The organism is Mesotoga prima MesG1.Ag.4.2 (assembly GCF_000147715.2).
Lineage (GTDB): Bacteria > Thermotogota > Thermotogae > Petrotogales > Kosmotogaceae > Mesotoga > Mesotoga prima.
Window position 1 is genome coordinate 349,738 of record NC_017934.1, and the last position, 23,761, is coordinate 373,498.

At 44.1% G+C, this 23,761-nt stretch carries 19 protein-coding genes and 1 pseudogene; 11 read left to right on the top strand and 9 right to left on the bottom strand.

Features of this window, described 5'->3' with window-relative positions:
- Positions 1 to 33: 33 nt before the first annotated feature.
- The 6 genes and pseudogenes from secG to THEBA_RS15040 form a co-directional block, all read left to right on the top strand.
- Entirely contained in the window at positions 34 to 285 is a 252-nt protein-coding gene (gene secG / locus THEBA_RS01720) for a preprotein translocase subunit SecG (RefSeq protein WP_006491783.1), read from the top strand.
- Positions 286 to 298: 13 nt separating this feature from the next.
- Positions 299 to 1,492 (top strand): tyrosine--tRNA ligase, encoded by a 1,194-nt coding sequence (tyrS, locus tag THEBA_RS01725; RefSeq protein ID WP_014730189.1) that lies wholly within the window; start codon positions 299 to 301, stop codon positions 1,490 to 1,492.
- An 89-nt stretch (positions 1,493 to 1,581) separates the two neighbouring features.
- On the top strand, positions 1,582 to 3,270 hold the full coding sequence (locus THEBA_RS01730; protein ID WP_014730190.1) for an S-layer homology domain-containing protein: 1,689 nt from the start codon (positions 1,582 to 1,584) through the stop codon (positions 3,268 to 3,270).
- Positions 3,271 to 3,386: 116 nt separating this feature from the next.
- On the top strand, positions 3,387 to 4,637 hold the full coding sequence (locus THEBA_RS01735; RefSeq protein ID WP_014730191.1) for a hypothetical protein: 1,251 nt from the start codon (positions 3,387 to 3,389) through the stop codon (positions 4,635 to 4,637).
- A gap of 55 nt (positions 4,638 to 4,692) precedes the next feature.
- The gene (locus THEBA_RS01740) at positions 4,693 to 5,121 is read left to right on the top strand and encodes a hypothetical protein (protein ID WP_014730192.1); all 429 of its coding nucleotides are present in this window, start codon (positions 4,693 to 4,695) and stop codon (positions 5,119 to 5,121) included.
- A gap of 1,250 nt (positions 5,122 to 6,371) precedes the next feature.
- Positions 6,372 to 6,864: pseudogene (locus THEBA_RS15040) on the top strand (IS1634 family transposase); the annotation flags it as partial.
- A gap of 147 nt (positions 6,865 to 7,011) precedes the next feature.
- On the opposite strand, the gene THEBA_RS01755 reads toward THEBA_RS15040, so the two are convergent.
- The 5 genes from THEBA_RS01755 to THEBA_RS01775 form a co-directional block, all read right to left on the bottom strand.
- Positions 7,012 to 8,673, bottom strand: coding sequence for an ABC transporter permease (locus THEBA_RS01755; RefSeq protein WP_014730193.1), 1,662 nt, complete (start codon positions 8,671 to 8,673; stop codon positions 7,012 to 7,014).
- Positions 8,674 to 8,683: 10 nt separating this feature from the next.
- Positions 8,684 to 9,655, bottom strand: coding sequence for an ABC transporter permease (locus tag THEBA_RS01760; protein WP_014730194.1), 972 nt, complete (start codon positions 9,653 to 9,655; stop codon positions 8,684 to 8,686).
- 99 nt (positions 9,656 to 9,754) lie between these two features.
- A complete protein-coding gene (locus tag THEBA_RS01765) occupies positions 9,755 to 11,479 on the bottom strand; it encodes an ABC transporter substrate-binding protein (protein ID WP_014730195.1) in 1,725 nt (574 codons plus the stop codon).
- Positions 11,476 to 12,648 carry an ABC transporter ATP-binding protein gene (locus THEBA_RS01770; RefSeq protein WP_014730196.1) on the bottom strand — a complete coding sequence of 391 codons (1,173 nt, stop codon included), beginning with the start codon at positions 12,646 to 12,648 and terminating at the stop codon, positions 11,476 to 11,478. The genes THEBA_RS01765 and THEBA_RS01770 overlap by 4 nt, the downstream gene beginning before the upstream one ends.
- Complete coding sequence (locus THEBA_RS01775) at positions 12,645 to 13,682, bottom strand: ABC transporter ATP-binding protein (RefSeq protein ID WP_014730197.1); 1,038 nt, start codon at positions 13,680 to 13,682, stop codon at positions 12,645 to 12,647. The genes THEBA_RS01770 and THEBA_RS01775 overlap by 4 nt, the downstream gene beginning before the upstream one ends.
- 110 nt (positions 13,683 to 13,792) lie before the next feature.
- On the opposite strand from THEBA_RS01775, the gene THEBA_RS01780 reads away from it, so the two are divergent.
- The 5 genes from THEBA_RS01780 (at position 13,793) to THEBA_RS01800 (ending at position 18,106) form a co-directional block, all read left to right on the top strand.
- Positions 13,793 to 14,911 carry an alanyl-tRNA editing protein gene (locus THEBA_RS01780; RefSeq protein ID WP_014730198.1) on the top strand — a complete coding sequence of 373 codons (1,119 nt, stop codon included), beginning with the start codon at positions 13,793 to 13,795 and terminating at the stop codon, positions 14,909 to 14,911.
- A gap of 17 nt (positions 14,912 to 14,928) precedes the next feature.
- The gene (gene dnaB / locus THEBA_RS01785; RefSeq protein WP_014730199.1) at positions 14,929 to 16,278 is read left to right on the top strand and encodes a replicative DNA helicase; all 1,350 of its coding nucleotides are present in this window, start codon (positions 14,929 to 14,931) and stop codon (positions 16,276 to 16,278) included.
- Positions 16,275 to 17,036 carry an ABC transporter ATP-binding protein gene (locus tag THEBA_RS01790; protein ID WP_006491897.1) on the top strand — a complete coding sequence of 254 codons (762 nt, stop codon included), beginning with the start codon at positions 16,275 to 16,277 and terminating at the stop codon, positions 17,034 to 17,036. Before dnaB ends, THEBA_RS01790 begins: the two co-directional genes overlap by 4 nt.
- Before the next feature lie 2 nt (positions 17,037 to 17,038).
- On the top strand, positions 17,039 to 17,593 hold the full coding sequence (locus tag THEBA_RS01795) for a hypothetical protein (RefSeq protein ID WP_014730200.1): 555 nt from the start codon (positions 17,039 to 17,041) through the stop codon (positions 17,591 to 17,593).
- 87 nt (positions 17,594 to 17,680) lie between these two features.
- On the top strand, positions 17,681 to 18,106 hold the full coding sequence (locus tag THEBA_RS01800; RefSeq protein ID WP_014730201.1) for a hypothetical protein: 426 nt from the start codon (positions 17,681 to 17,683) through the stop codon (positions 18,104 to 18,106).
- A 25-nt stretch (positions 18,107 to 18,131) separates the two neighbouring features.
- On the opposite strand, the gene THEBA_RS01805 is transcribed toward THEBA_RS01800, so the two are convergent.
- The 4 genes from THEBA_RS01805 to THEBA_RS01820 all read right to left on the bottom strand — a co-directional run bounded on the left by THEBA_RS01805 (position 18,132) and on the right by THEBA_RS01820 (position 23,715).
- Positions 18,132 to 19,160: a M42 family metallopeptidase gene (locus tag THEBA_RS01805; protein WP_014730202.1), complete on the bottom strand. Its 1,029-nt coding sequence runs from the start codon at positions 19,158 to 19,160 to the stop codon at positions 18,132 to 18,134.
- A 17-nt stretch (positions 19,161 to 19,177) separates the two neighbouring features.
- Positions 19,178 to 20,134: a SufB/SufD family protein gene (locus THEBA_RS01810; protein ID WP_014730203.1), complete on the bottom strand. Its 957-nt coding sequence runs from the start codon at positions 20,132 to 20,134 to the stop codon at positions 19,178 to 19,180.
- Positions 20,127 to 20,864: an ATP-binding cassette domain-containing protein gene (locus tag THEBA_RS01815; protein WP_014730204.1), complete on the bottom strand. Its 738-nt coding sequence runs from the start codon at positions 20,862 to 20,864 to the stop codon at positions 20,127 to 20,129. Before THEBA_RS01815 ends, THEBA_RS01810 begins: the two co-directional genes overlap by 8 nt.
- 100 nt (positions 20,865 to 20,964) lie before the next feature.
- Positions 20,965 to 23,715, bottom strand: a complete 2,751-nt coding sequence (locus THEBA_RS01820) for an O-antigen ligase family protein (RefSeq protein ID WP_014730205.1) — start codon at positions 23,713 to 23,715, stop codon at positions 20,965 to 20,967.
- Positions 23,716 to 23,761 lie beyond the last annotated feature (46 nt).

The window sequence follows — 23,761 nt, forward strand, 5'->3', positions numbered from 1 at the left end:
AAGAGCGTTAGAAGATACAGGAGGTATTCTTTGATGGTTGTTCTTGCATATGTACTGATTTCCCTGCACATTGCGATAAGTGTGGGATTAGGAATTGCCGTAATGATGCAAATGTCCAAGTCCGCGGAGCTGGGCGGGGCTTTTGGAGGCGGTGCGTCTCATACCATGTTTGGCAGAAAGAAGGGGCTGGACACTATGGGTAAAATCACGCTTGGCCTTGCTATCGGATTCATGGTGAACAGTATTTTGATTGCATTTGTAATTTCGAGAGCATTTGGCGCATAAGGTGGTAGAGTTGTTGACCCCTGAGGAACAACTTAAGGAGCTATCCAGGAATCACGTATCGTTGATCTCAGAGGAGGAGCTTCTTAGAAAGCTTAAAAGTAAACGGTCGTTGAGGGTTAAGCTTGGTGTAGATCCGTCCAGACCGGATCTTCACCTGGGTCATGCTGTGGTCTTGAGAAAGCTGCGTCACTTTCAGAAGTTCGGTCATCAAGTTGTATTGATCATTGGAGATTTTACGGCTAGGATCGGTGACCCTTCCGGAAGGTCAAAGACGAGACCAATGCTTTCCAGAGAGGAAGCGAAGATCAATGCTGAATCTTACAGCACTCAGGCCTTCAAGATACTCGACAGAGAGCTTACAGAAATCAGATTCAATTCCGAATGGCTGGATGCGATGAGTTTCGAAGATGTTATTCGGCTTTCCTCAAAATACACGGTTGCCAGAATGATGGAAAGACATGACTTCGCCAGGAGATACGAGGAGAACGAACCAATTGGAATTTCCGAGTTTCTTTATCCTCTCGCTCAGGCCTACGATTCTGTTGTTGTGAAAGCCGATGTCGAGATTGGCGGAGATGATCAGTTCTTCAACCTCGTCGTCGGAAGAAAGATTCAGGAGGAGCATGGCCTTGAGGCCCAGGCGATTCTCACTGTTCCTCTTATTGAAGGGACGGACGGAAAGCTCAAGATGTCAAAGAGCTACGATAATTACATAGCTTTTGACGATACCCCAAGGGACATGTTCGGAAAGCTCATGTCAATTCCCGACACCCTCACACTGAAATATTTCAGATTGCTGACCGACAAGAGCGAAGTAGAACTTTCCGAAATCGAGACAAAGATCAAGAGCAAGTCGGTAAACCCACGGGATTTAAAGCTCGAGCTTGGGGTGGAGATAACATCTCAGTTCTATGGGGAAGAGACGGCGCTCAATGCAAGAGACGAGTTCATAAAAATCTTCAGAAACAAAGAGCTGCCCGGAGAGATACCGGAAATAAAAATCTCGACAGAGAGTGTTTCAGTTGTTGATCTTCTGGTTTCTCATGCTAATATTTCATCAAGAAGCGAAGCGAGAAGACTTATAGACCAGGGCGGAGTGAAAGTCAACGATGAAGTCTTGAATGATATTCATTCCGTTATCGAAATTTCCGATGGAGATGTTCTGAGAATCGGAAAAAAGCGTTTCTATCGCCTTGTCAAGTGCTAATTACTCTTGAATATGGACGTATCTTTACTGTATAATTAGTTCGTAGTTTGCTGTAGAAAATGACAACATTTTGAAAGGGGGTAGGATCCATGAAGAAGCTTTCTATACTGACACTGATCGTTGTTGCTTTTGCATCCTTATCTTTGGGTGTCGAGTACAGCGATTTGTCAGAAAATCACTGGGCCTACGACAGCGTTATTAAGACGACAGCCGGTGGATTGTTCATTGGTTTCCCTGATGGCACATTCAGAGGTAGTGAGTTTGCTACGCGTTACCAGCTGGCAATGACTCTTGCCAGGTTTATGGACTATTCTGATGCCGGGGATGCTAAACTCCAGGAAGTGGTTTTCTCTCTTACGAAGAAAGTCGCGGGGCTTTCCCTGGAGATCTCTGACAACAAGAAGAATTTGGTCGATTTAACAGCGGAACTGAGGGCACTTGAGGCAACGGTCGCATCGTTGAAACAAAGTGGAATGACTGGAGACTTTGTGTCGTTGAAAACCTTTGACGATACGGTCGCTTTCCTTTACGATGAGATCGACAGACTCTCCATGGAAGCAGTCACTGCAAATGAAGGAATCGTGCTAATCAGCGAAAGACTTGATTCGATGAGTAGCGTTCCTTCGGATGTTGAGGCTCTTAAGAACAGAGCAACTGATCTCGAAGTTACAGTTAAGCTTCTCGGTCAAGCTATTGCCAATTTGAAGAACGACAATAGCGAGCAGGCAGAGGCGGTTGCTGATTTAACTTCCAGATTTGAGGCTACTGAAAACGTTCTTAACAGTGTGACGTCAGATCTTTTTGCCATGAGGAGAAGTATGGCTACGAAGGACGATCTTTCGACTCTCGAGTCGAAACTAGCAGGCGAAATGCCAGATCTCGAGCCTTATGTAACCAATGAGGACTTAAATGACAAGCTTTCGCTCATGTACACGAGGATCCTCAAGATTCAGGACAGCATTGCCAAGATGCCCGAAGTTAAGTACTACGATGCCGAAATCGAAGAGATTCATGCAGCAATGGAGAATGCTGATGAAACCCTTGAAGTCCTTTTTGATCAGGTCGACCTAAACATTTCCAGACTTGACGATCTGGACGGAAAACTGGCGGAACTCAAATCCGAGCTTTCCACAAAGGCTTCAGCCAGCGATGTGGAAGCAGTAGAGGGAAGGGTCACGGATCTCGAAGTCACAACGAAGATGCTTAGTAATGCGGTTATTGCTGCTAACAAGAGGATTTCGGAGCTCGACTACGTGACGCCCGAGCAGCTAACGGCAAAGATGAATTTCCTCTACAGGAAGCTAGGCCTCGCAGAAGAGAATCTGAAAGCAGAGCTTGGCAATCTCAACGGGGAGCTCGATCTCCTGAGAGATGAAGTGACAGATAACTACGAAATGCTTGAAGTTGCTTTTGACCAAATCGATGCTAACATCGCAGTTCTTGATGATCATGCCGATTCGATTGCTTCCCTCGAAGATAGAACAGGCACTCTTGAGGGTAAGGTTGGAGTTTTGGAAGGAGCAGTAGACAGCCTGGAGAGCATCACTAACACAATGGCAATTCAGATGTTCAAGCTCGACAGGAACAAGGCAGACAAGTCTGCGCTTGAGGCAGCCGAAACTAGAATAGCCGCCCTCGAAGAAAACGATGTGGTTATCGAAGGTAAGATTTCTGCTCTCGAAGAGACTCAGAAGCAGAATGTAATCAATACAAATGCAGCGATTATCCTTTCTTTTGTAGCACTTGCTTTTGGAGCGGTAGGGTTAATCCTGAAATGATCTTTCTGTGCAAGTTAGCAACAAGTGGGTTTGCTTTTGTTACATGAAATGTGGTATATTTGCGTTATGCGCATCACCAAAAACCAAAAACACTCTTATAAAGGGGGTAAGTGTGCATGAAGAAGCTTGTTGGAATCTTAGTGGTACTTCTGGCCATCTCGGTTGCTTTCTCGGTTACAGCAGTGACTCTGAATCCCTACTTGGAAGGTAATCTTTGGGGTAAAGTTGAGTTAGACAAGACAGGATTGACTACAGACCTAGGTTTCGATGTTTATTCAATCGGTTTTGGAGCCGCGGCCGATGTTGACGGGCTCACGTTCAGCCTTGCTATTGATCTCGTTGCGCCTAGTGTAACGCTCGACTCTTTCACAGTGGAAAACGAGAAGGCATCTGCCAGCTGGTACGCTGCAAAGTCATTTGGTTATGACGACGGATACGGTCTCAGCTGGTTCTCGTATTACGGCACCACAAAGGGAACCACGTTCGTTTTAAATCTTAAGGAACTTGGCCTTCAGGCCGCTACTCAGGAACCTGATCTGCTTGGAGCAAGCGACAGGATAGCTCTGAGAGGAGCATGGGACATCTTTTCGTTCTCTGCCCAGACAGGCCTAAAGGATCTCAAGTGGAGCGGCGATGTTATTCTTGAAGCAAGCTTGACTCCTTTCAAGGGTCTTACCGTTACGGGTGGCGTGGATGCAAGTGACCTTACTGGAACACCTGTGTTCAATTATGTTGTAGATGTTGGCTATGTTCTTGAAGTAGGTCTACTGACCCTCAATCCTTATGCAAGGTATTCTGATGCACTTGGCCAGTGGGTAGGACTGAATGTTGGATACGGTATTGGTGTTCTAACAATCGATGCAAACGTGCAGTATGACATTGCAGCCAATGCCCTCGGTGCATGGATACAGCCGGTTATTTCCAAGGATGGAATCGGCTATGCGGGAGTCAAGTTTGTGTATAATTACGACTTCGTAACTCCGGCACAGACCATGGAGCTTGGCTTCCTGGTTAAGTCTCTCGGATGGACAGCGGGTCCTGTTAGTCTCGACGTTTTCGTAGGTTCCGGCGATTTCAGAACCAGGGATGATGTTGACTTAGTGGGTTTTGGTTATGAAATTCTTACAGACGTCCTTGCCGACTGGACAAATATTTCCGCTTATGTAAAGAGTGCTCTTTCGCTTGAAATGGGGAGTTTCAAGCCGACAATCGGTGCAAGTGGCGGATACTACATCAAGGACTCTGCATCTGCTCTTAATGTAAACGTTAGCTTCCCTGTTCTTGATCTAGTTACTTTCAGTGCCAGTGTTGACATTCTTCCAGCAGTTGACTGGTCACTCGGACTGTATTTCGATAAGTACTTCTGATTTAATTAGAGTAAATGCCGGCCCAACACGGGCCGGTTTTTTTTGAGGTGATCATATGAGGGGCATTTACATATTTCTCGGTAATCTTCTTATGTTTGTTGCAGTTGTTATTGCTCTTCTCTTTGGTGGTGGTCAGATCGTAAACTCTGTGCTCGAAGGGAAGAGCATTGATATTGGCATCATGGACTTTTTGTTTCCGATTACACTTTTCGTGACGGGTTTTTTCCTTCAGTATTGCTCTCTAGCCAAGAGAATAGCACTGCCGGTTTTAGAAGAGCTTCTTCTTGCCGCTACTCTAGTACTCTATATAAGGGAGAGCCTTGCGGGAGGGTTTACCTGGTGGCTTCTTCCGTTGAGAGACTACATACCTTCTTCTTTGTTGTTTACCATCATAGGTTATTTGTTGCCGGGAATAGTCGTGTTCACTATGGCTGCACTGATAGTATTAATGATAATGATCTCCGGTGAAAAGGAAGAGAAATAGACTGCTTTCACGAGATCAGCTGTTCGCTGTAGTTAGTTAGGAGAAACAAGTAAGAAGGTTTAGCGCATCATGGACCTTGTCAGACCTTTCGTGGTCCCAATCTTTGGTTGCTAGGAGCTATCCCAGCAAATATATATAGTACGATCGAAACTACTTCACTGCTCAGAGATACAAAAGTTTTGGCCAGCTTGCTTCCCTCTGCATAGGAATCCCCGAAAAGTTCGGTTTTGGGAAAGACTAGTCAACTTAACCGAAAGTTTTCCCCTGAGGGTACGTTACGCTGGATTTTAGAGTCTTGAAGCAAAGAGTTTTAGAGATACTGCATAAGGGGGAAGGAAGCGTCAGTCGGTCTTATGATAGCTCTTTTTTAGGTATGTAGGCGGCCTCATTTCGAAGTTCAAATCTTCAGCAAAAAACAGAAAACCGCTTGAATTCCTTTTCTACAGCGCTAAGTGTGAAATGATCAGTCAACAGACGGAGAAGAATAGTTAAAGAGCGTTTGAAGTACAAGAAGCTCCGCAAAATAGATTTGCTGAAAGACATTCGAAAAGTGGCGTACAAAGGGGATTATGGAAGAAAGGACAGAGGAATCTATACTAAAGAACGTCTTTAGCAAGACATCTCAAGAGTGTTAGACTAGGGGAGGAAAAAGAGATTACACAGGAAGTCTTCATTATAGTCAATCTGAAAATATCTTCTGTATCTTCAGGAACTTTACCACAGGTCATCCAGCCTTAGTTGTTTCTGGTTGAGATACTCTCTTCAGCCCTTCCATTAGTGATTATTTATTCCCAATCTGCTAGACGGAACCTCACTGAAGGGTCGAACTGAACAAACCAGTATATACAGTTTTTCGGGAAGAGTCTAACACAGATCAGTTCTGATTGAACTTTGCCAAAAGATCAGTTTACAATTTTCACTTCAAACTGATCATTCAAATTGCGTGTCGTCTACTCTTTGTAAGAGATTAACGGTAAGAGAGAGCAAGCAATCTGCTAGACGTTGGTGCGCTTTCCGGATTAAGATAACCTGTCCGATTGTGCGAGATTTCTCCGAAAGAGTCGCGAATGTTCCCTGAAGAAATTTTCATTATGTTGATGTTGAACGCACCTCCTTTCATTCAGAATCTAGACGAGATTGTGTGTTTCAGGCAAATGTTTCCTAGTTGAAAAACAGTTGTTCTGCTCCATAGGTTCAGGTCTACTCTCAAAATGCTGACTCTTCTGGTGTTTTTCGGAAGAAAAAGAAAGCGATATGTTAATATCCAGAAAACAGATGTAAAGATAGACCAGGAAAAGATGGCCTCGGAAATCAAATACGATGGCAAATACGTTTTAAGAACGAACACAAAACTGACCAATAGAGAGGTTGCTCAATCACACAAGCTACTGTGGAAAGTAGAGAGGGCCTTCAGGGAACTGAAGAGCGGACTCGATCTTCGCCCCATATACCATTACACAGACACGAGGGTACTTATATTCTGCAGCAAACAAGGGTGAATGGACACATAATGATCTGTTTCCTTGCACTAGTAATGGAGACTGCCTTATGCAGAAAGCTGAAAGAGATTGGAAGTACTTTCTCTTACGCAGAAATACTCGAAGACTTGACAGAGATAAGGGCAGTTGAGCTAACGGTAGAAAGAAACGCTTTCTTGCAAGGACTGAAACGATGGGCAATGCTTACGACGCTTTCAAAGCTCTCAAAATAAGACCGCCGGATCTACTCAAAGAGATTGCATAATAGACCACTGTGGTGGTACGTCTGTTTTTCTTTTCATTTTTCCCCATGTTTAGCTGTTTTCAGATTTCTTGCTGTCAAAGTTGAGCCAAACAAAGAAAGCGGGTCATCCGACCCGCTCTATACAATCAATCTATTAGGTTCTTAGGTTTAGTACCCTAGGGATCTTGGGTCAAGAGCATCTCTCAAGGCGTCGCCTAGAAGGTTGAATCCCATGACCACAATGAATATGAAGATACCCGGTATAAGAAGCCATGGAGCTTCAGTCATTGCTTTAATGCTTTGCGCCTGTGAAAGCATCAACCCCCAGCTTGCAGAAGGTTCTGTGATTCCGAGGCCCAGGAAGCTTAACCCGGCCTCGCCCAGTATATAGCCTGGTATAGACAGAGTAGCGGCTACAATAATGTAGGTTGCCGTGTTTGGAATAATATGCCTTAGTATCACTCGAGAAGAAGGATAGCCCATAGCAACAGCAGCCTGGACGAATTCCGTCTCCTTTAGACCGAGAACCATACCACGAATGACCCTTGCCATTCCAGGCCAGCCGATGAAGCTAAGTATTACCACTATTAGCAGATAGGTCAAATGTGATGGAATGCTGGTGGGCAGTATTGCCCGCAATGAGATTAGCAAGTAGAAACTCGGGATAGACATCAAAACTTCTGTTACTCTCATTAGTATCTCGTCAGTAATTCCACCAAAGTAACCAGCAGCACCTCCAATTGATAGGCCAAGAGAAAAAGTTATCATTATAGCAAGTAAACCAATACTCATGGAGATTCTTGACCCTGCCAGAATTCTTGAATAGACATCTCTTCCGTATCTGTCTGCTCCGAATAAAAGCAGCTTCGAAGGCTGGTCGGTACCGAAAAGATGAATGTTTGTTGGGATCAACCAGAAGAGCTTGTATTCCCAAGACTTCACGAAGAATTTAACAGGGTACTTCACGGTTTCGTAAGTCTTGACTTCAGGTTCAACGATTACCCCAAGAAGAGTTGGAGAGATTTCAAGCTCGGCAAGAAACTCTTGAGCAAGCTCCACATCTCCTCCGTCAAGATCGATTATTTCGTTGTAAAGACTTATGGCTTCAAGAACAACATCGTCAATTTCATCCTCTTTCTGAGCGAAGACTCTGTGAAGTGTCCTTTCAGTCACCACCTTCACAGGCGGTCCAATTTTTTGAAGCTCTCTAAACCTGCTAGGGCTCAAAGAGTCTATTGTGGTTTTGTTCGTGGTTTCGCTAACCTGTGTCCTCTCGAAAAGCTCCAGTTCATTCAGTTTGATGTTCTGGATAATGGAATAATCTGGTTGCCCAATGTTAGCTCGATTTCCATCTGCGTCTAAAGCGTATCTTTCGGTCTTTATTGTGAGAAAGATATCTTTTACTCCGTTCTCACCCTTCCTAAATGTGATTTCCTCGCCTGTGGACTTGTCGATTGCTGTCAGCGCTCCTACGGAAACACCTTCAGCAAAAGTCGTCCTGTATGTTTCTGGATCCCGTTCCATGACCCAGGCATAAATGTAAGGAGCGGTGAGCTTCCCTTCTTCATCTGTCCAGTGAACTTTAGATGGCGGGGCAAACGATAGACCCTGAGTCTGCTCGTAAGGGCTGTTTGGCGCAAGGAACTCTGCGAATAACGCAATTAGGTACATTATAATCAGTATCCAGAGGGAAAGCAAACCCAACTTGTGCTTTCTCAAGGCTCTCCAAACGAGCTGCCAGCGGCTCATGTATTTTACTTCAAAGAGATCCTCTTTGCTGATCTCCGTGCTCTGCAATGTATTATTATCGACAATATCTTTCTTCTTCATTTCACACCCCTCAGCTCAGCCTATAACGTATTCTGGGATCGACCCAGGCGAGCAAAAGATCAGCAAGCAAATTGCCGATTACCAGAAGTACAGCAGAAAGGAGTAATGTTGCCATAACAAGAAACAAATCCTGAGCGTTTAAGGCCTCTATAACAAGTCTTCCCATTCCAGGCCAACCAAAAACCGTCTCCGTCAGGACAGCCCCCCCAAGCAAGCCGGAAAGTGCATATCCAAACATAGTAACGATAGGATTTATTGCATTTCTCAATGCGTGTTTATATATGACATTCTTCTCGGGCATTCCCTTTGCTCTTGCGAAGAGAACATAATCCTGCCTGAGTTGATCTAGAAGCTGACCTCTCATCTGTCTCATCAGACCGGCCAACCCGGATGTGCCAAGAGTGACCATCGGACCGGCAACATGCCAAAGGTAGTCTCCAATCTTTCCAAAGAAACTCAGGTCGCCGAAGTTCTGAGATATTATCCCACCTATTGGGAACCAACCGGTTTTGGCCGCCATAAAAAGCCACAGCAGTGCAAAGAAGAAGTTTGGAATTGAGATGCCAATAAACGCAAGAAAAGAAAAGGCCTGATCGCTGGGAGAATACTGATGAAGCGCAGAATAGATACCCAGAGGAATACCGATTCCCCACGTGAAAATCAAAGTGCTGATGCTCAACAAAAGAGTTGCCCCTAGTCTTCTCCATACCAGTTCGAAAACTGGAATTCTATAGCTGAAAGAGTACCCGAAATTACCTGTAAGAACATTACCCAACCATTTGAAATATTGTACAAATACATTCTGATCAAGCCCAAACTGACTTTCGAGAACGGCGATTTGCTCCCTCGAAATTGAAGGGTTCAATCTGTATGCATCCAAAAAATCTCCAGGGGCAGCGGATATAATCATGAAGGCCAGTATCGAGACCCCAAGCAAGACGGGAATTGCAAGAATCAGCCTTCTAACTATATATTTCAGCACCTCATTCCCTCCTCAACACTTTAGCTGTTTTGCGAATGATTTCGACCAATATTAGTAAAAGCGGGAGGAAAGCCCTCCCGCTTAAGGAAACGCGCTAAATTACTCTTTCCACCAACCTTCAAGCTGGTAAAGAAGACCAGTGGCAGGTGTAAGCTTTTCCACCGGCATCTTTATGTTGTTCTTGTAAACATAAAGGAAATTCTGAGCCATTGTAAAGACCACTGGCTGATACTCTGCAAAAATCATCTGGAACTCCGCAAACAAATCATATCTGTCCTGATCGTCAACTGCGGACGTCTGGAGTCTGTAGATTTCGTCTACTCTCTTCTCCCAGTCGGGAAGAATGTACATGTCTTCCGTTATGTGGTCATCAGGATTGTAGTCTGGAGGGTAGTTCCAGAAGTGCAAACCGCCATCGAGCCTGTAAACGTTCCAACCTGTTCCGGGGTCTACACTGCCGGTTAAACCAATTACTACAGCTTCATAGGTTGCATCAGTCAGTCTTGAAACAACGGTATTGAAGTCAATGGGTCTAAAATTGACCTTGATTCCGAGCTTCGCAGCACCATCTACTATGATGTTGCTAATCGCTTCTCTAACAACGTTTCCAGCGTTCGTAAGAAGTTCAAATTCAACTGGGTTTCCATTTGCGTCGACACAGGTTCCGTCTGCGAGCCAGTCGAAGCCGCCTCTCTTTAATTCAAGTCTAGCCCTTGTGATTGAATACTTGTAAGCGAACTTCTCGATTTCGGGATTGTAGAAGCCGCTGGACGGTGATACGGGTCCGTACAGTGGAGAACCGAGTCCGTTGTATAGGGATTCAATGATGGCATCTCTATCCATTGCATATACAAAGGCCCTTCTGAATCCGTCGTTTCTGAACCATTCTCTCTTGACCGGATCTGTGGCGTTGAAATTAAAAGTCACGAATTGGGATCCAAGTGCAGGGCCACCAACACCCGTTATCCAACCCTTTTCTGCGGCCATTTCTGCTAGCCTTGGGAACTGCTCAGCAGTTGGTCCGTAAAGGTCAAGTTCGCCTGCTTCGAATCTAAGAAGAGAAGTATTCTGGTCTGCAAGGAGCTCATAATTTAGCTTGTCGAAGTAGGGCAGCTTAACTCCGTTGCCATCGACTTTCCAGTAATATGGGTTTCTTTCGAAGACTATTCTTACACCTTCGATATAGTCTGTTATTACGAATGGTCCCATTCCAACAAGTTTGTCAAAGTCTGCAATTGTCCAGAATTCTGGGTAAGTCCCGTTGGCAACGACTTCCTCGAGAACGTGCTTTGGCATTATCGGGCGGAAGCCGATCTGCCTCAATGCGGTAACCATAGGGACAGTCCATGTGAAAGAAATCGTTGTGTCATCGACGATCTCGACCACTGGCAGCTGATCGTTCGAGTCCAGATAAGAGCCGTTCCCATTTGCCGTGTTCTCGGGAATGAAAGACACATCGACAAATGTCCAGTAGACGTCATCGATAGTAAAAGGCTCACCGTCAGACCACTGGAGACCTTCTCTGATCTGAACGAAGAATGTCAGTCCGTCTTCAGAGAACCACCATTTTTTGGCCAAGCCAGGAAGTGTAGGCATGCCGCCCTCATCGGATTCGATTAGAGTTGCCAGTATGAATCCAAGAGGATCGGTTGAACTGGTTTCCTGTGCCCAGTCATAGTTAAATGTCTTTGGATCTCCCAAGCCCCAATAATAGAAAGTGCCTCCGGGCTTGCCGTTCCATGTCTCTTCTACGTGGTACTCAGTAGCGGCAAAAAGAAATCCTGCTGCAATGAGAACCACTAGAAGCACTGAAAGTTTCTTCATTTACTTTCCCCTCCTTGTTCTTGAGATGTGGAATAAAGATGGCACGCAACAAAATGATTCTCATCCACCCTGACCATGGGTGGATACTCCTTAGTACAAATATCCATCCTGTATTTGCATCTTGGATTGAAGAAACAACCCGTAGGTCTGTTTATCGGACTCGGTACCTGTCCGCCGACAAGGTCTTTACGATTTCGTTTCTTCTTCGGATCTGGTATAGGAGCGGCGGCAAGAAGAGCCTTGGTATAGGGATGCAACGGATTCTTAAAGATCGACTCACTATTACCCTGCTCTACGATCCTTCCTAGATACATGACAGATACTTCTTGAGATATGAACCTCACTAAAGAAAGGTTGTGAGAAATGAAAACATAACCTGCGTTAAGCTGTTCCTGAAGTTTCTGGAACAGATTTACAATCTGTGCCTGAACGGATACGTCTAATGCGGAAGTCGGCTCATCGAGGACAATTAGATCGGGGTTGACGCTTATCGCCCTTGCTACGGCAATTCTTTGGCGTTGGCCACCACTGAACTGATGAGGATATCTATCAACGTGATATGGTTTCAGGCCCACCTGAACGAGCAATTCCTTTACCTTTTCGATGGCTTCATCGAGATTCTTTACAAGTTCGTGAAAGAGAAGCGGTTCGGTGAGCATCTGTCCTACCGTCATTCTTGGATTCAAAGAGGACATTGGATCCTGAAAGACTATCTGCGCCTTTCTTCTAAGAAGTCTCTTCTTTTGATCCGCCTTTTCAAAGAGATAATCAATGGCCTTCGATGCATCTCTGTTCGCTCTATTGTAAACGTCGTACATCTTCTTCTCGTATGGTTCAAATTCTGAATTATCACCATTGTTGAATCTCGAAGTATCAAAGTATTTCGCCTTAAGGTATTGCTTTGCACGACGCTTCTTCATGAAATAAAAAGTTGTGTCTTCTTCGTCAATGAGCATTTCTCCGTCGGTTACTTCAAGCAGGCGGACTATCGATTTCCCTATTGTCGTCTTGCCACAGCCGGATTCTCCAACGATACCAATGGTCTTGCCACGATCGACGGAAAACGATACGTCATCAACTGCCTTTACGAAACCAACCACTCTTTCAACCAGGAAACCTTGTTTTATTGGAAAGTACTTCTTCAGATTTCTAACTTCAAGAAGCTTCATTCTTGAGCCTCCTTGACCAGCAACACTCTATTGGTGATTGGGTTCCAGCACCTGACAAAATGATTATCCTTAAGTTGTTCAAGCCTTGGTAATTCCTTATAACACCGATCAGTTGCCCTTGAACACCTTGGAAGGAAGGGACAAAGGTTTGGAGGATTAAGCATTATTGGCGGCTGGCCAGGAATCGGAAGAAGCTGATCTTGCTTTATATCAAGTCTAGGAATGCATTCAAGAAGAGCAAAGGTGTAGGGGTTCATTGGATTTTCGAAAATCTCCATTGAATCTGCCATTTCCATTTGATAGCTTCCATACATGACACTGATCTTAGTAGCTATTTCGGCGATCACAGCCAAATCGTGCGTGATAAAAATCATGCTACTATTGAACTGCTCTTGAAGGTCCTTCATCAGTTCAAGAATCTGAGCCTGAACCGTAACATCCAGAGCAGTAGAGGGTTCGTCCGCTACCAGAATCTCTGGATCGCACGAAAGCGCTATTGCTATCACTACTCTTTGACGCTGGCCTCCGGACAACTGAAAGGGGTAGTCATTAATCCTCTCCGAAGGTTTGGGAATTCCTACTTGCTCAAGCAATCTTATTGAGCGTTCCCTAGCTTCTTCTTCGGTAACCTTTTTGTGATGGACAATCGTTTCTATCATCTGGTTCCCAATTGTGTACATCGGGTCAAGAGAAGTCATGGGATCTTGAAAAATCATTCCGATGTGTTTTCCCCTTACCTTGGAAAAGCTTTCTTTAGGGAGCTTGACCAGATCAATATACTCCTTTTCTCCAGTCTTACTGAACTCATCCGTGAAAAATAGAATTTCACCCCCGGCTATAAAACCGGGACTGTCAGTCATTCCAGCTACGGACTTGACTGTAACACTTTTCCCCGAGCCAGTCTCCCCAACTATTCCCAAGACATCGTCCCTATGAAGATCGAAAGACACATCTTGAACGGCCTTAACAACTCCCTCGGCCATATTGAAGTGTGTAGAGAGATTCTTCACCGAAAGGATTGGCCTTTCCTGCAACCAAATCACCTCATATTCATTTTTCGCGTTATCACCCACGGAGTTAATGAATGCTACTGTATAATTATTACATATATTTGCACATAATATCAAGTGGCCGGGGGCGGTGTATGTTAGAAGCAGTAAGGGAAATATGGTTTGTAGAAGGTACTACCTACATCAAAATATGTTACGGAAATGTTTTTGTTGATGGTGAAGCGGGACAACTTGGAGACCGTGGAGAGGTAGATTCTTTCAAAATAAAATCTGTGAAGAAAATTGGAGACGAGGTTGTCTTAGAAATCGATGGAAAGATTGAAAAGAATAAGGGCGAAATGGTAGATATTAGGATCGATGAGGAAAGAAGAATAGATATCTCACAGCAACACACAGCTCAACACCTTCTTTCTGCTGTCTTTCTAAGCGAAATGGATGCCGAAACCGTAGGATTTCAGATGGGCGAGGAGTACACAACTATTGATCTCTCACTTGGAATTCTTAAGGATGATATGATCGATTATGTAGAGAGGCTTTGCAACAATTTTATCGGTGAGGATCGTGCGGTAAGGAAATTTGTTGTCGATAGGTCTGAAATCCAAAAATACCATCTTAGAAAAGAGATCAAGAGAGAGATCACTGAAAGCGAAAGAGAGATAAGACTTGTCGAAATAGACGGGATAGACCTAAGTGCCTGCTCGGGTCTTCATGTGGAACGTACTGGCCAGATTGGTTTATTGAAGATTTTGAAACACGAGAAAGTGAAAGGGTCGCTCACCAGAGTCTATTTTGTTGCAGGGAAAAGGGCTTTGAATGATTATTTCACTAAACATAAATTGATCACAAATTCCTCCCTCTTACTAACGTGCAGTTATTTGGATCTGACGGATAGAATTGCGTCTCTAATTGATGAAATCAGACAAGACAATTCGAAAATCAGGAGCTTTTCTGAAAGACTGGCGGGTTATGTTGCAAGAGAGATAAACGGATCAAAGTCACGAGTTATCTTTCTTGAGGATGAAGAGAGTATACTCGCTTCGATTCCAAGATTTGTCACACTTGAGGAGTATCTTATCATTGGAAAGTCTGATGATAGAATCCTTCTTTTCTGTAAAGGATACGATTGCCGAGAGGTTCTCACCAGGATAAAAAAGGAGTTCGACGTCAAGGGGGGATCCGGCAAAGAGAGAGGCCAATTTGTTTTCGACGGTGAGTTTGCCTCAATAAAGGAGCTGATTGAGAATAGCTATTGATTATCTAGAAGAAGTTGGTGAGCGATTTGAAGACAAGAGTACCCCCAAACAGCATTGAATCGGAAGAGGCGGTAATTGGAAGTATCTTGATAGATCCAGATGTTGTTCCGGATGTCATGGAACTCCTCACAGGCAGGGATTTTTACTCACGAAAGAATCAGCTGATTTTTTCCACGATGGAGAAGCTTTTCGATGAAGGAAGCCCTGTAGACATAGTTTCGGTGACGGAAAGACTGAGGACCGGCGGAGTCCTTGAGGAAGTTGGGGGTGAAGTCGAGCTGGCAAAGCTAGCCGATGTCGTTCCAACCTCTGCGAATTTCTTTTATTATGGTAAGACAGTAAAGGAGAAGTCATTACTTCGATCGCTCATAGCGGCGGCAAGTTCGATTGTCGAAAACGCATACGAAGGAGAAGACACGGACGAGATCCTGGACAACGCTGAGAAAGCTATTTTTCAAATCACCGAAGCCCAGATATCCAAAACCTATCAGCACATTGGAAAGATAATGCATGAACTGTTTCACAATCTGGAAAGGTTGAAAGAAAACGCCCTTACAGGAAGAATTACCGGAATAGCATCTGGGTACAGAAGACTCGACCAAGTCACTACAGGATTTCGACCATCCGATCTCGTCATTGTTGCATCTCGACCTTCTATGGGTAAAACTGCCTTTGCTTTGAGCCTGGCAAGCAACATGGCGCTGAAGTTTCAGCTACCGGTAGCTGTTTTTTGCCTAGAAATGTCCAAAGAACAGCTTGCACAGCGGTTGTTGTGTAATGTGACGAATTTTGAGCTGTCTCGGCTTCGCGCCGGAGATATCGGAAGCGAGGAGTGGAAAAGGCTAACAAATGGAGCCAGTACTCTCCAGACCGCGCCAATAATCATTGACGATGAGCCATCACTTGATCCTAGAACCTTGAGAGCCAAGGCAAGACGGATAAAGATGGAACACAACATTCAGGTTCTATTTGTCGATTACCTTCAACTAATGCATACTAAAAGCAGATCGGACAACAGGCAGCAGGAAATCTCGGAGATTTCGAGATCTATGAAGCTCCTCGCAAGGGAATTGAACATCACTGTTGTTGCTCTTTCGCAGCTTTCAAGGGCAGTGGAGCAAAGAGAAGATAAAATGCCGCGTCTAAGTGATCTTCGTGAATCGGGAGCCATAGAACAGGATGCCGATACCGTTATGTTTCTTTACAGAGAGGACTACTACAAAGACAAGAGTGAGGTCAGTGATTCACCACAAGTAACAAAAGTCATCATCGGGAAACAGAGAAATGGTCCAGTCGGTACTGTAGAACTAGTGTTCCATCCAAAGACCGCAACTTTCTATGATAAAGCCTTTGAGGCTGAAAAATGATTGAAGCCCGAAACCTTACGAGAAAGTTTGGGACTCTCGTAGCTGTAGATAGATTGAATCTTAACATTGCTTCCGGTGAAATATATGGCTTTCTTGGACCAAACGGAGCGGGAAAGACAACTACCATAAAGATGCTCACAGGAATTATCTCTCCTAGTCTGGGAGAGATATTTATCGACGGTCTTGACATGCAAAAGGACCTAATGGAGATCAAGAGGTTGATTTCAGTTGTCCCTGATGAACCAAAGATGTACGAGAATCTAAAGGGGCTGGAATTCGTCAAATTCATTATTGACGTCTATCGTCTCCCAGTGAAGGAAACTCTTAAAAAGCTCAATAATCTGGCTGAAGCCTTCAAGATCGATTATCTTGGGAAATACATAGGTGATTATTCGCATGGAATGAAACAGAAGCTGATGGTTGCAATTGCTCTGATGAGAGAACCATCAGTGGTCTTTCTTGACGAACCTACAGTTGGTCTAGACGCCTCGAGCGCGGGAAAGCTGAGAATCTTGCTCAGAAATATGGCCGATAATGGAACAACTGTGTTTATGACTACTCACGTTCTTGAAGTGGCCGAAAAGATGTGTGATCGAATCGGGATAATCGATAGCGGAAGGCTGATCGCTGAAGGTACTCTTTCAGATTTGAAAGAGAGTTTTGGAAGAGCTGAATCAAGTCTAGAGGAACTCTTTCTTGATATAACAGGCGACGGAGAAACCAAACTATCTATTGAAGGTTTCGAAGGGGAAGCTTGAAGATGCGACTTCTTCTTGTTCAGGAGTCTCTAATAGGAATGCTGGCTGTGTCGATGTTTTTTTGGAGCGCCTCTCTCTCAAGTGCTGTTTTGCTAATTGCGATTGTACTTGGATTGCTTGTTTACAGACCGGAGCTGGAGAATAAAATCGTTTCGAAGGACAGTTTACTGGAAATGGTCAGGGGAGTACTGAAGAGACCATTAACAATGGTTCTAATAGTTGCGATAATAGTATTGCGTAATCCAGGTGCTTACTCGATTCTTGCGATCATTTCTTCCATTTGTTTAGTTACTTCTCTTGCATCGGTCTCCTTTCTTATCTTCAAAGAACTCAGAAGGATAAGAGAGAATGTCCTGGCCATTTTCATTACCGTTGCTTCAATTATCTCGGGATGGCTATTTTCCGATTTTCTCTCCGCTCCATTCTTCAGCGGTAAGTTCCTTCCATCCTTTTGGATCTTCAAAATATCGGAAGGCGATCTCGTCGGCTTCCTAATGGTATCAGTATTGTCTATATGGCTTTTTAGAATGAGGCATAGATTAGACAAGAATACGTAGATTACGATCCCAAACAAAGCCTTAACTATAGAAAACTCAATGCGTAGTACAATCTAAGCGAAATCATTGAAGGGAGTTGAAAAACAAATGCAAGTATCACTTGATCAGTTTTTGGGAGCAATCATGTCGAGAGTAGATAATCTGGAGGCAACTATAGACGATTTAAGACTGAGAACAAATATCGCCATGCGTTTGGTTAAGTCGGTCGTTCCGGAACTTACTAGAGACGATGTTGAGAAGGCAGTTAGTGAAGAGCTTGAAATCACAAAGAACGCCGGTATGATGGAAGAAAGCGATGAGATTGAGGAGATTTCTTCAAGATTGACAGACAGCATCTTTGAATGGCTGCAGGGTGATGTAGCTGAACTGAGAGAAAAAATGGATGCCTACAGAAAAAAACTACAAGAAGCTATGGAAGCCGAAAAGAACAGAGTAATCGATGTCGCTCCTGCGGGTTTTGTGAATCAGCTTGGCCAGGAAAAGGGTCAAAAAAAGGGAAAGCTCCTGTTTTAGAAGATGAACTGAGGCGCATAGCGCCTCAGTTTCCTACATATCCCTCAATAAGCTTCAAAGTGTTTTCAAGTGCTTTGTAATGTGTCCTTTCATATCCGTGAGACGCTTCTACTCCTGGTCCAATAAGACCGAACCTAACATCGTATCCCGCTCTCAAAGAAGCTTCTACGTCTGAACCGTAGAATGGATAAATGTCAACAGAATAGTCGGCGCCAACTCTTTTTGCCGATTCAATAAGGCTTCTGACAACTGTGCTATCATAAGGACCTCCCGAATCTTTGGCACATATTGAAACGACATACTCGTCGGTTCTAAGAGTATCGCCAACGGCACCCATATCGACTGAGATGATTTCTTCGCTGTCATCCGGCATTGCGGCCGATGCGCCGTGACCCACTTCTTCGTAATTTGAGAAGAATAGGTAAGTCTTCCTGGAACAGGTTACCTTGCCTTCCGAAACTCTTCTTGCAAAATCAAGCAGAACGGCAACACTGGCTTTATCGTCGAGGTGTCTTGACTTCACGAAGCCATTCTTTGTCACAGTTGCTCTAGGATCGAAAGAGACAAAATCACCTGCCTCGATTCCCAGCTTCTGTAGATCTTCGGCGTTCTTGAGTTCTTCGTCGACACGTATCTCCATGTTTGCGATTTTTCTTTCAAGAGATCTGGCATTTTCGAAGACATGAACTGAAGGTGAGATCGATTGAATAGTCCCGCTGAAAGTCTTTCCCGTCTTTGAGTGTATGATGCAGTTTTCATTTTCTATGCTGTTCATTGTGAAACCACCGACGTTCGTTATTTCCAGGCGTCCGTTAGGCTTCAAAGACTTCACCATCGCTCCAAGCGTATCGACATGAGCGGCAAGTACTATTGGGTTTCCCCTTCCACCTATTTCAACTACAAGAGCTCCCTTTCTGGTTCTTCGAGGACTGAATCCAAGCCTTTTTAACTCGGAGTCGAGATAACCGATGATTGAATCTGTAAATCCAGATGGACTGGGAATATTAACAAGATCGACAAGCTCTTTCACTATATACAATTCACTGTAGTTCACAAAGACTCCCTCCGATTTTATCTGAGCATTCCTCTAACAATCATATCGGTTGCCTCTTCTTCAGTCAGTCCCTTGGACATAAGGGTCTCCATCTGCTTGACATTTACTCTCCCTATCGAGGCTTCGTGGGTAAGCTCGGCCTTTTCATTTCTCACGTACAATTCGGGAACTGTTCCAACCTCAACAGAGTCGCCTTTAATTATCTCGTTGCATTCTATGTGTCCCTTTGAATAGGCCGCATTTCCATAAGCTTTATTGATGATCTTCGCCCTACTCCTGTCTGTTGCAAAAACCGTGGTCTTTGCTATTCCCGAAGAGCCTTCACCGTTAAGATACAGCTGCTCGTCTATTTCGAGATAATCGTCATCTCTCTCGTAAACCTTGGATTCTATGTGGGCCGACGCGTCTTTTTCAAGATCAACATTCATCTTTACGAAGAGCTTGCCTACCCTGGTCTTAGTTAGATAAAAGAGATTCTGGAATCTCCCGCCTTCTCTAACTACCGTATTGTAGGTTGCCTTCACGGTTACTCCACCGTCTTTGCTGTGCATGTGAGTGTCTTCGTAAAGCATTTCGGAGTAATTCCCCACATCGGTATCTGCAATCATGGAATGAGTAAAATTCACACCGCTGGGGAAAACACAGTGCGATATGAATTTTGCCTTGGTGTGGTCTCCAAGACGGTTATGAATAAGAACCTCTTGGGTACCTTCTGGTTTGAGATAACCTGTACAGAGATGAATGGGGTTTTCAATAACCGTTCCACCATCAATTTCAAGCCAGATTTCCACTCCGTTGGTTAGTTCCTTTGCTCTTACGTGGACTCCGTCAACCGTGTTTCTGCCAATAACCTTATTACCGCTTACAATTATAGACACAATGTCCTTTCTCAAGAAATCTGAAACATTTCCACCGGCTCTCTCGTACTCTTTGGCAATGGCGGTGAATTCTCTTTCGAAGTTTGAGTTAATCATCTATCTGTCCGCCTTCTGTTATAGGTTCATTTATGTGTTGACAGTTATCACATAGCTTTCTGTAGAAATTCACTATTTCCTCAGGCTCTCCGGAAGCCAGAATTCTTCCTCCACAAAGAAGGAAGGCCTCATCGGCCATCCTTGCGATTTCTTCTCTGTGAGTAATGATTATCACTATTGAGCCTTTGTCACTGAGTCTTTCCAGCACTCTTTCTATCATTTCCATTGACATAATATCTATACCGGAATCCGGTTCGTCAAGAATTGTTACCTTTGGACTAATGAGAATTATCGAGGCTAATTCTACTCTCTTCCTCTCCCCGCCGCTAAGGGATTCATCGACGAATCTATCCAGATATTCATTATTTAGTCCTACAACTGACAGGGTCTCATTGAGTTCTTCCTTTGAAAGCTTGAGTTTTCCACCCAAAGTCAGATACTCCTTTACTGTTAATCCTTGAAATCTAACCGGTTCCTGCCAGCCAAGAGTAATACCCTTCCTTGCTCTCTCAGATACAGAAAGAAGATCTATCTCTTCTCCATCAAAGACAACATTTCCTTCGTAGTCTCTGTGAGATTCAAGACCCATTAGAACATATGATAATGTTGATTTTCCAACACCATTATTGCCGAGTATCGCGTAGACACGCCCCGATTCAAAGGTGGCCGTAAGGGTGTTTAGAATCTCTCGCTCATCTCGAACCAACTTTATTCCTTTAACTTCTAGCATCCACATACCTCCATTACGATTACCACTATCATAAGTCCGATTAATAAAGTCCGCAATGCCTTGAATATTACCTGTGTAACACCCATGTGACTTTTGGTCCTTACCAGGTTGAATAGAGTTCTTTGAATCTCTCCATTTCATTCAAAACTGTTTCTGCCTTCTTCAGGTTTTCTCCGGCAAACCTTTCTTCTTCAATATTCCTTGAAATCTCCGAGGACTTATCCAGACACCATTCATACACCCCATCGTACAGGTTATTGAACCACTCTCTGGGAACGTACTCTTTTAGCGGAGTTAGCTCACCGATCGCTCCAAGAGGAACAACCTGGTCAGTAGTTCTCATCACGTTCCAGGCGAAAACTTCCTTTTCTGCCAGCTCCAGTATCTTGTCAAGAGCATTTAGACCGTAAGCTAGAAGAAGATTTCTTGCGTACTCTCCATATATGCTGTCATTCCCTTTTAACCATCCTCCAGGATTATAGGCTATTGCTACGTCATAAAGCAGATTCAGATTGTCTTTCTCTGAAACAGGGATCTCTTGTATCTTATGCACAAGATTATTCAAACCAACGGTATCAGTTACGTAAGGTTCGAGCTTCTCGAGTTCAACGGAAATTCTCTCTGATGAGACAATTACTCGAAAGAGCAGACTTGCTGCATTTCTTACAACCTGCAGATCGGGTGATGTCTTTATAGATCGCAAAAGCGCATCAATAGCATCAAGAGTTACTTGATAATCGATCAATAGTTCTGTGTTGACTTCTTTCAAAAGGTCGGAAACATCTGTCGCAGCAAGATCCGGCTTTAGCAGACTTTGCAGTTCTTTGAGATAAGCGTGGTCGATTTCCAGTCCAGGCAGCATTCCGCAAGGTAATACGTCGTTGGTAAGCCAGGAAGAGAAGATGTCTTTTCTCGAAAATATCTCTCCGAAGGCATTGCCAATATTGTTGCCTGACATGTTGAGCTTAAGTCGAAAGTCTTCCTTTCTCTGAGGTGTCAAGTACACGTACCCCAGGTATGCTTCTGCAAGATACTGACTACCGGAAATCTCTCTTGCAGTTGATAGATTTCTCAAGGCCGAGTAAAAACTGTCTGTTGAATCCCTCCTCGCATTAAGAAGAGCCGAAGAAGCAGATCTCAGTTTAGAATTCAGCCCCGACAGGGTAGATTCATATGCTTCTTCACGGTCCTCGGAAGCTATTGATTCGAGCAGTTCGGTCGGTGCGCTTGGATACATCTCCTGAAGAGTTTTTAGCCTTTCAGAGATATACTGTCCTTCTTGAAGATTCGCATACTTATCTTCAACGTTCTCCAGAGCCTCGATTTCTTTTTTGATGCTTTCTATGGAGCTTATCAGCTGTGGCACTTGAGGATTTATGGCCTCAATCCTTCTATAATCTATGTAGCCCTTGGTGAAAAAACCTTCTGAAAAGAAAGTGCGGCTCATCAAGACAGTGGTGGTCAAAGCGAAGATCACCAAAATAAGCGGGACAAGTTTTCCAACATTGAAAGTAATTCTTTTTTCTTCATTAAAATCGGGGCTCATGAGGAAACCAAAGAGAAAGACTGCAAATAAAGCATTGGGCATCAGATGACCCGGGAAAGAGAGTATTGAATGCGCGAAAATTACAAGGAGACCGGCCGTGAGAAAAATGTACTGGACAATCTTATCGATTGAGGGGGTTCGCCTTACAACCCTGATTGTGTACAGAAACATTGAGAGAATAAACCAGGCAACAATAGCCATTCCTACCATTCCCGTTTCACCCAGTTGCTGAAGGTATTCATTATGAGTTCGGATACTGTTCAGGCCAGCAACATACATGTAATCAGGTTCTTCCAGAAGAACCCTTCCCATGTTCTCTGTAGAAAGGTACTTGTAAGAACCAAAACCAGTACCGAAGATAGTCGAGCCTTTCCACTGTTTAATTGCTGCCTTCCACTGAAGAACTCTTACGTCCACTGAGACGTTGTCTTCAGTTGTATAGGTTAGTCTCTCAGAGAAACTGAACCGCCCACCCGTCAGAAAATTGTCTCCAGAATATACAATCATTATAATTATGGCCGCGAATATTAGCAAGATTAGGAACAATTTATTGAAAACTGTGGCAAAGGGCCTCAACCTAAACTTCAGAAGTGAGATTATCAAGAAAACCGCTAGAAAGGTAAATGATCCTATTACCGAGTAATATACGGCTCTAGTTTGACCTATCAAGATCACTATCAGGAAAATGGAGAAAACACCCAGGTAAAAAATGTGTCTGAGCTTTTCACGCTTCCACAGAACTCTACTTGAGATAGTAAGAAAGGCAGTGGGGAATAGCAACATTGCCATGAGGTCCGTTGTGAAATTCACATTGCCGATGACTGAAGATAGGTTTCCTCTTGTAAATGGGTTGTTCTCCGTTCCCCACAGCAGACCGTGGCCAGTATAAAAGGAGAAAAGTGCATCGACTGCTATGACAAGCCCCGCAAGAACGAAAACTTGAAGGATGAACATCAGTCTATCGGGTTTTTCTCCAGATATCAGTAACGAGAAGAGGAGGAACAACAGCAAATTCATCGCAAAACCGAGAGATGTCAGAAAGACATTGGGTAGAGTATCCAGCAGCTGGAAAGTCGTCAAACATGCGTAAATGCCAAACAACAAAGCAAGAACCTGAGGAAATGAAATACTCAGCTTGTAGGATCCCCTAACCGCCCTTAGAGAAACAAAGACGATAAAAACAGATATGGCGACCGATGCGAAATAGAACTTTGGTAGGCCCATGTCCCACGTAAAACCTTTAATAGCGAACAGCGAAGATCCAAGAACAAAGATGGTATAAAAGAAGTATCTTCCCTTACACATAGTGCCTCCCACCGTCCCCCTAATGAATGCCTGGATTTACTATTAA

Bases quoted from the DNA above. Each gene is read 5' to 3' on its own strand.
- secG (WP_006491783.1), top strand. From the start codon at position 34: ATGGTTGTTCTTGCATATGTACTGATTTCCCTGCACATTGCGATAAGT.
- THEBA_RS01765 (WP_014730195.1), bottom strand. From the start codon at position 11,479: ATGAAGAAACTTTCAGTGCTTCTAGTGGTTCTCATTGCAGCAGGATTT.
- THEBA_RS01770 (WP_014730196.1), bottom strand. From the start codon at position 12,648: ATGAAGCTTCTTGAAGTTAGAAATCTGAAGAAGTACTTTCCAATAAAA.
- THEBA_RS01800 (WP_014730201.1), top strand. From the start codon at position 17,681: ATGCAAGTATCACTTGATCAGTTTTTGGGAGCAATCATGTCGAGAGTA.
- THEBA_RS01820 (WP_014730205.1), bottom strand. From the start codon at position 23,715: ATGTGTAAGGGAAGATACTTCTTTTATACCATCTTTGTTCTTGGATCT.
- THEBA_RS01810 (WP_014730203.1), bottom strand. From the start codon at position 20,134: ATGATTAACTCAAACTTCGAAAGAGAATTCACCGCCATTGCCAAAGAG.
- THEBA_RS01790 (WP_006491897.1), top strand. From the start codon at position 16,275: ATGATTGAAGCCCGAAACCTTACGAGAAAGTTTGGGACTCTCGTAGCT.
- THEBA_RS01730 (WP_014730190.1), top strand. From the start codon at position 1,582: ATGAAGAAGCTTTCTATACTGACACTGATCGTTGTTGCTTTTGCATCC.
- THEBA_RS01735 (WP_014730191.1), top strand. From the start codon at position 3,387: ATGAAGAAGCTTGTTGGAATCTTAGTGGTACTTCTGGCCATCTCGGTT.
- THEBA_RS01755 (WP_014730193.1), bottom strand. From the start codon at position 8,673: ATGAAGAAGAAAGATATTGTCGATAATAATACATTGCAGAGCACGGAG.
- THEBA_RS01795 (WP_014730200.1), top strand. From the start codon at position 17,039: ATGCGACTTCTTCTTGTTCAGGAGTCTCTAATAGGAATGCTGGCTGTG.
- THEBA_RS01815 (WP_014730204.1), bottom strand. From the start codon at position 20,864: ATGCTAGAAGTTAAAGGAATAAAGTTGGTTCGAGATGAGCGAGAGATT.
- THEBA_RS01780 (WP_014730198.1), top strand. From the start codon at position 13,793: ATGTTAGAAGCAGTAAGGGAAATATGGTTTGTAGAAGGTACTACCTAC.
- THEBA_RS01740 (WP_014730192.1), top strand. From the start codon at position 4,693: ATGAGGGGCATTTACATATTTCTCGGTAATCTTCTTATGTTTGTTGCA.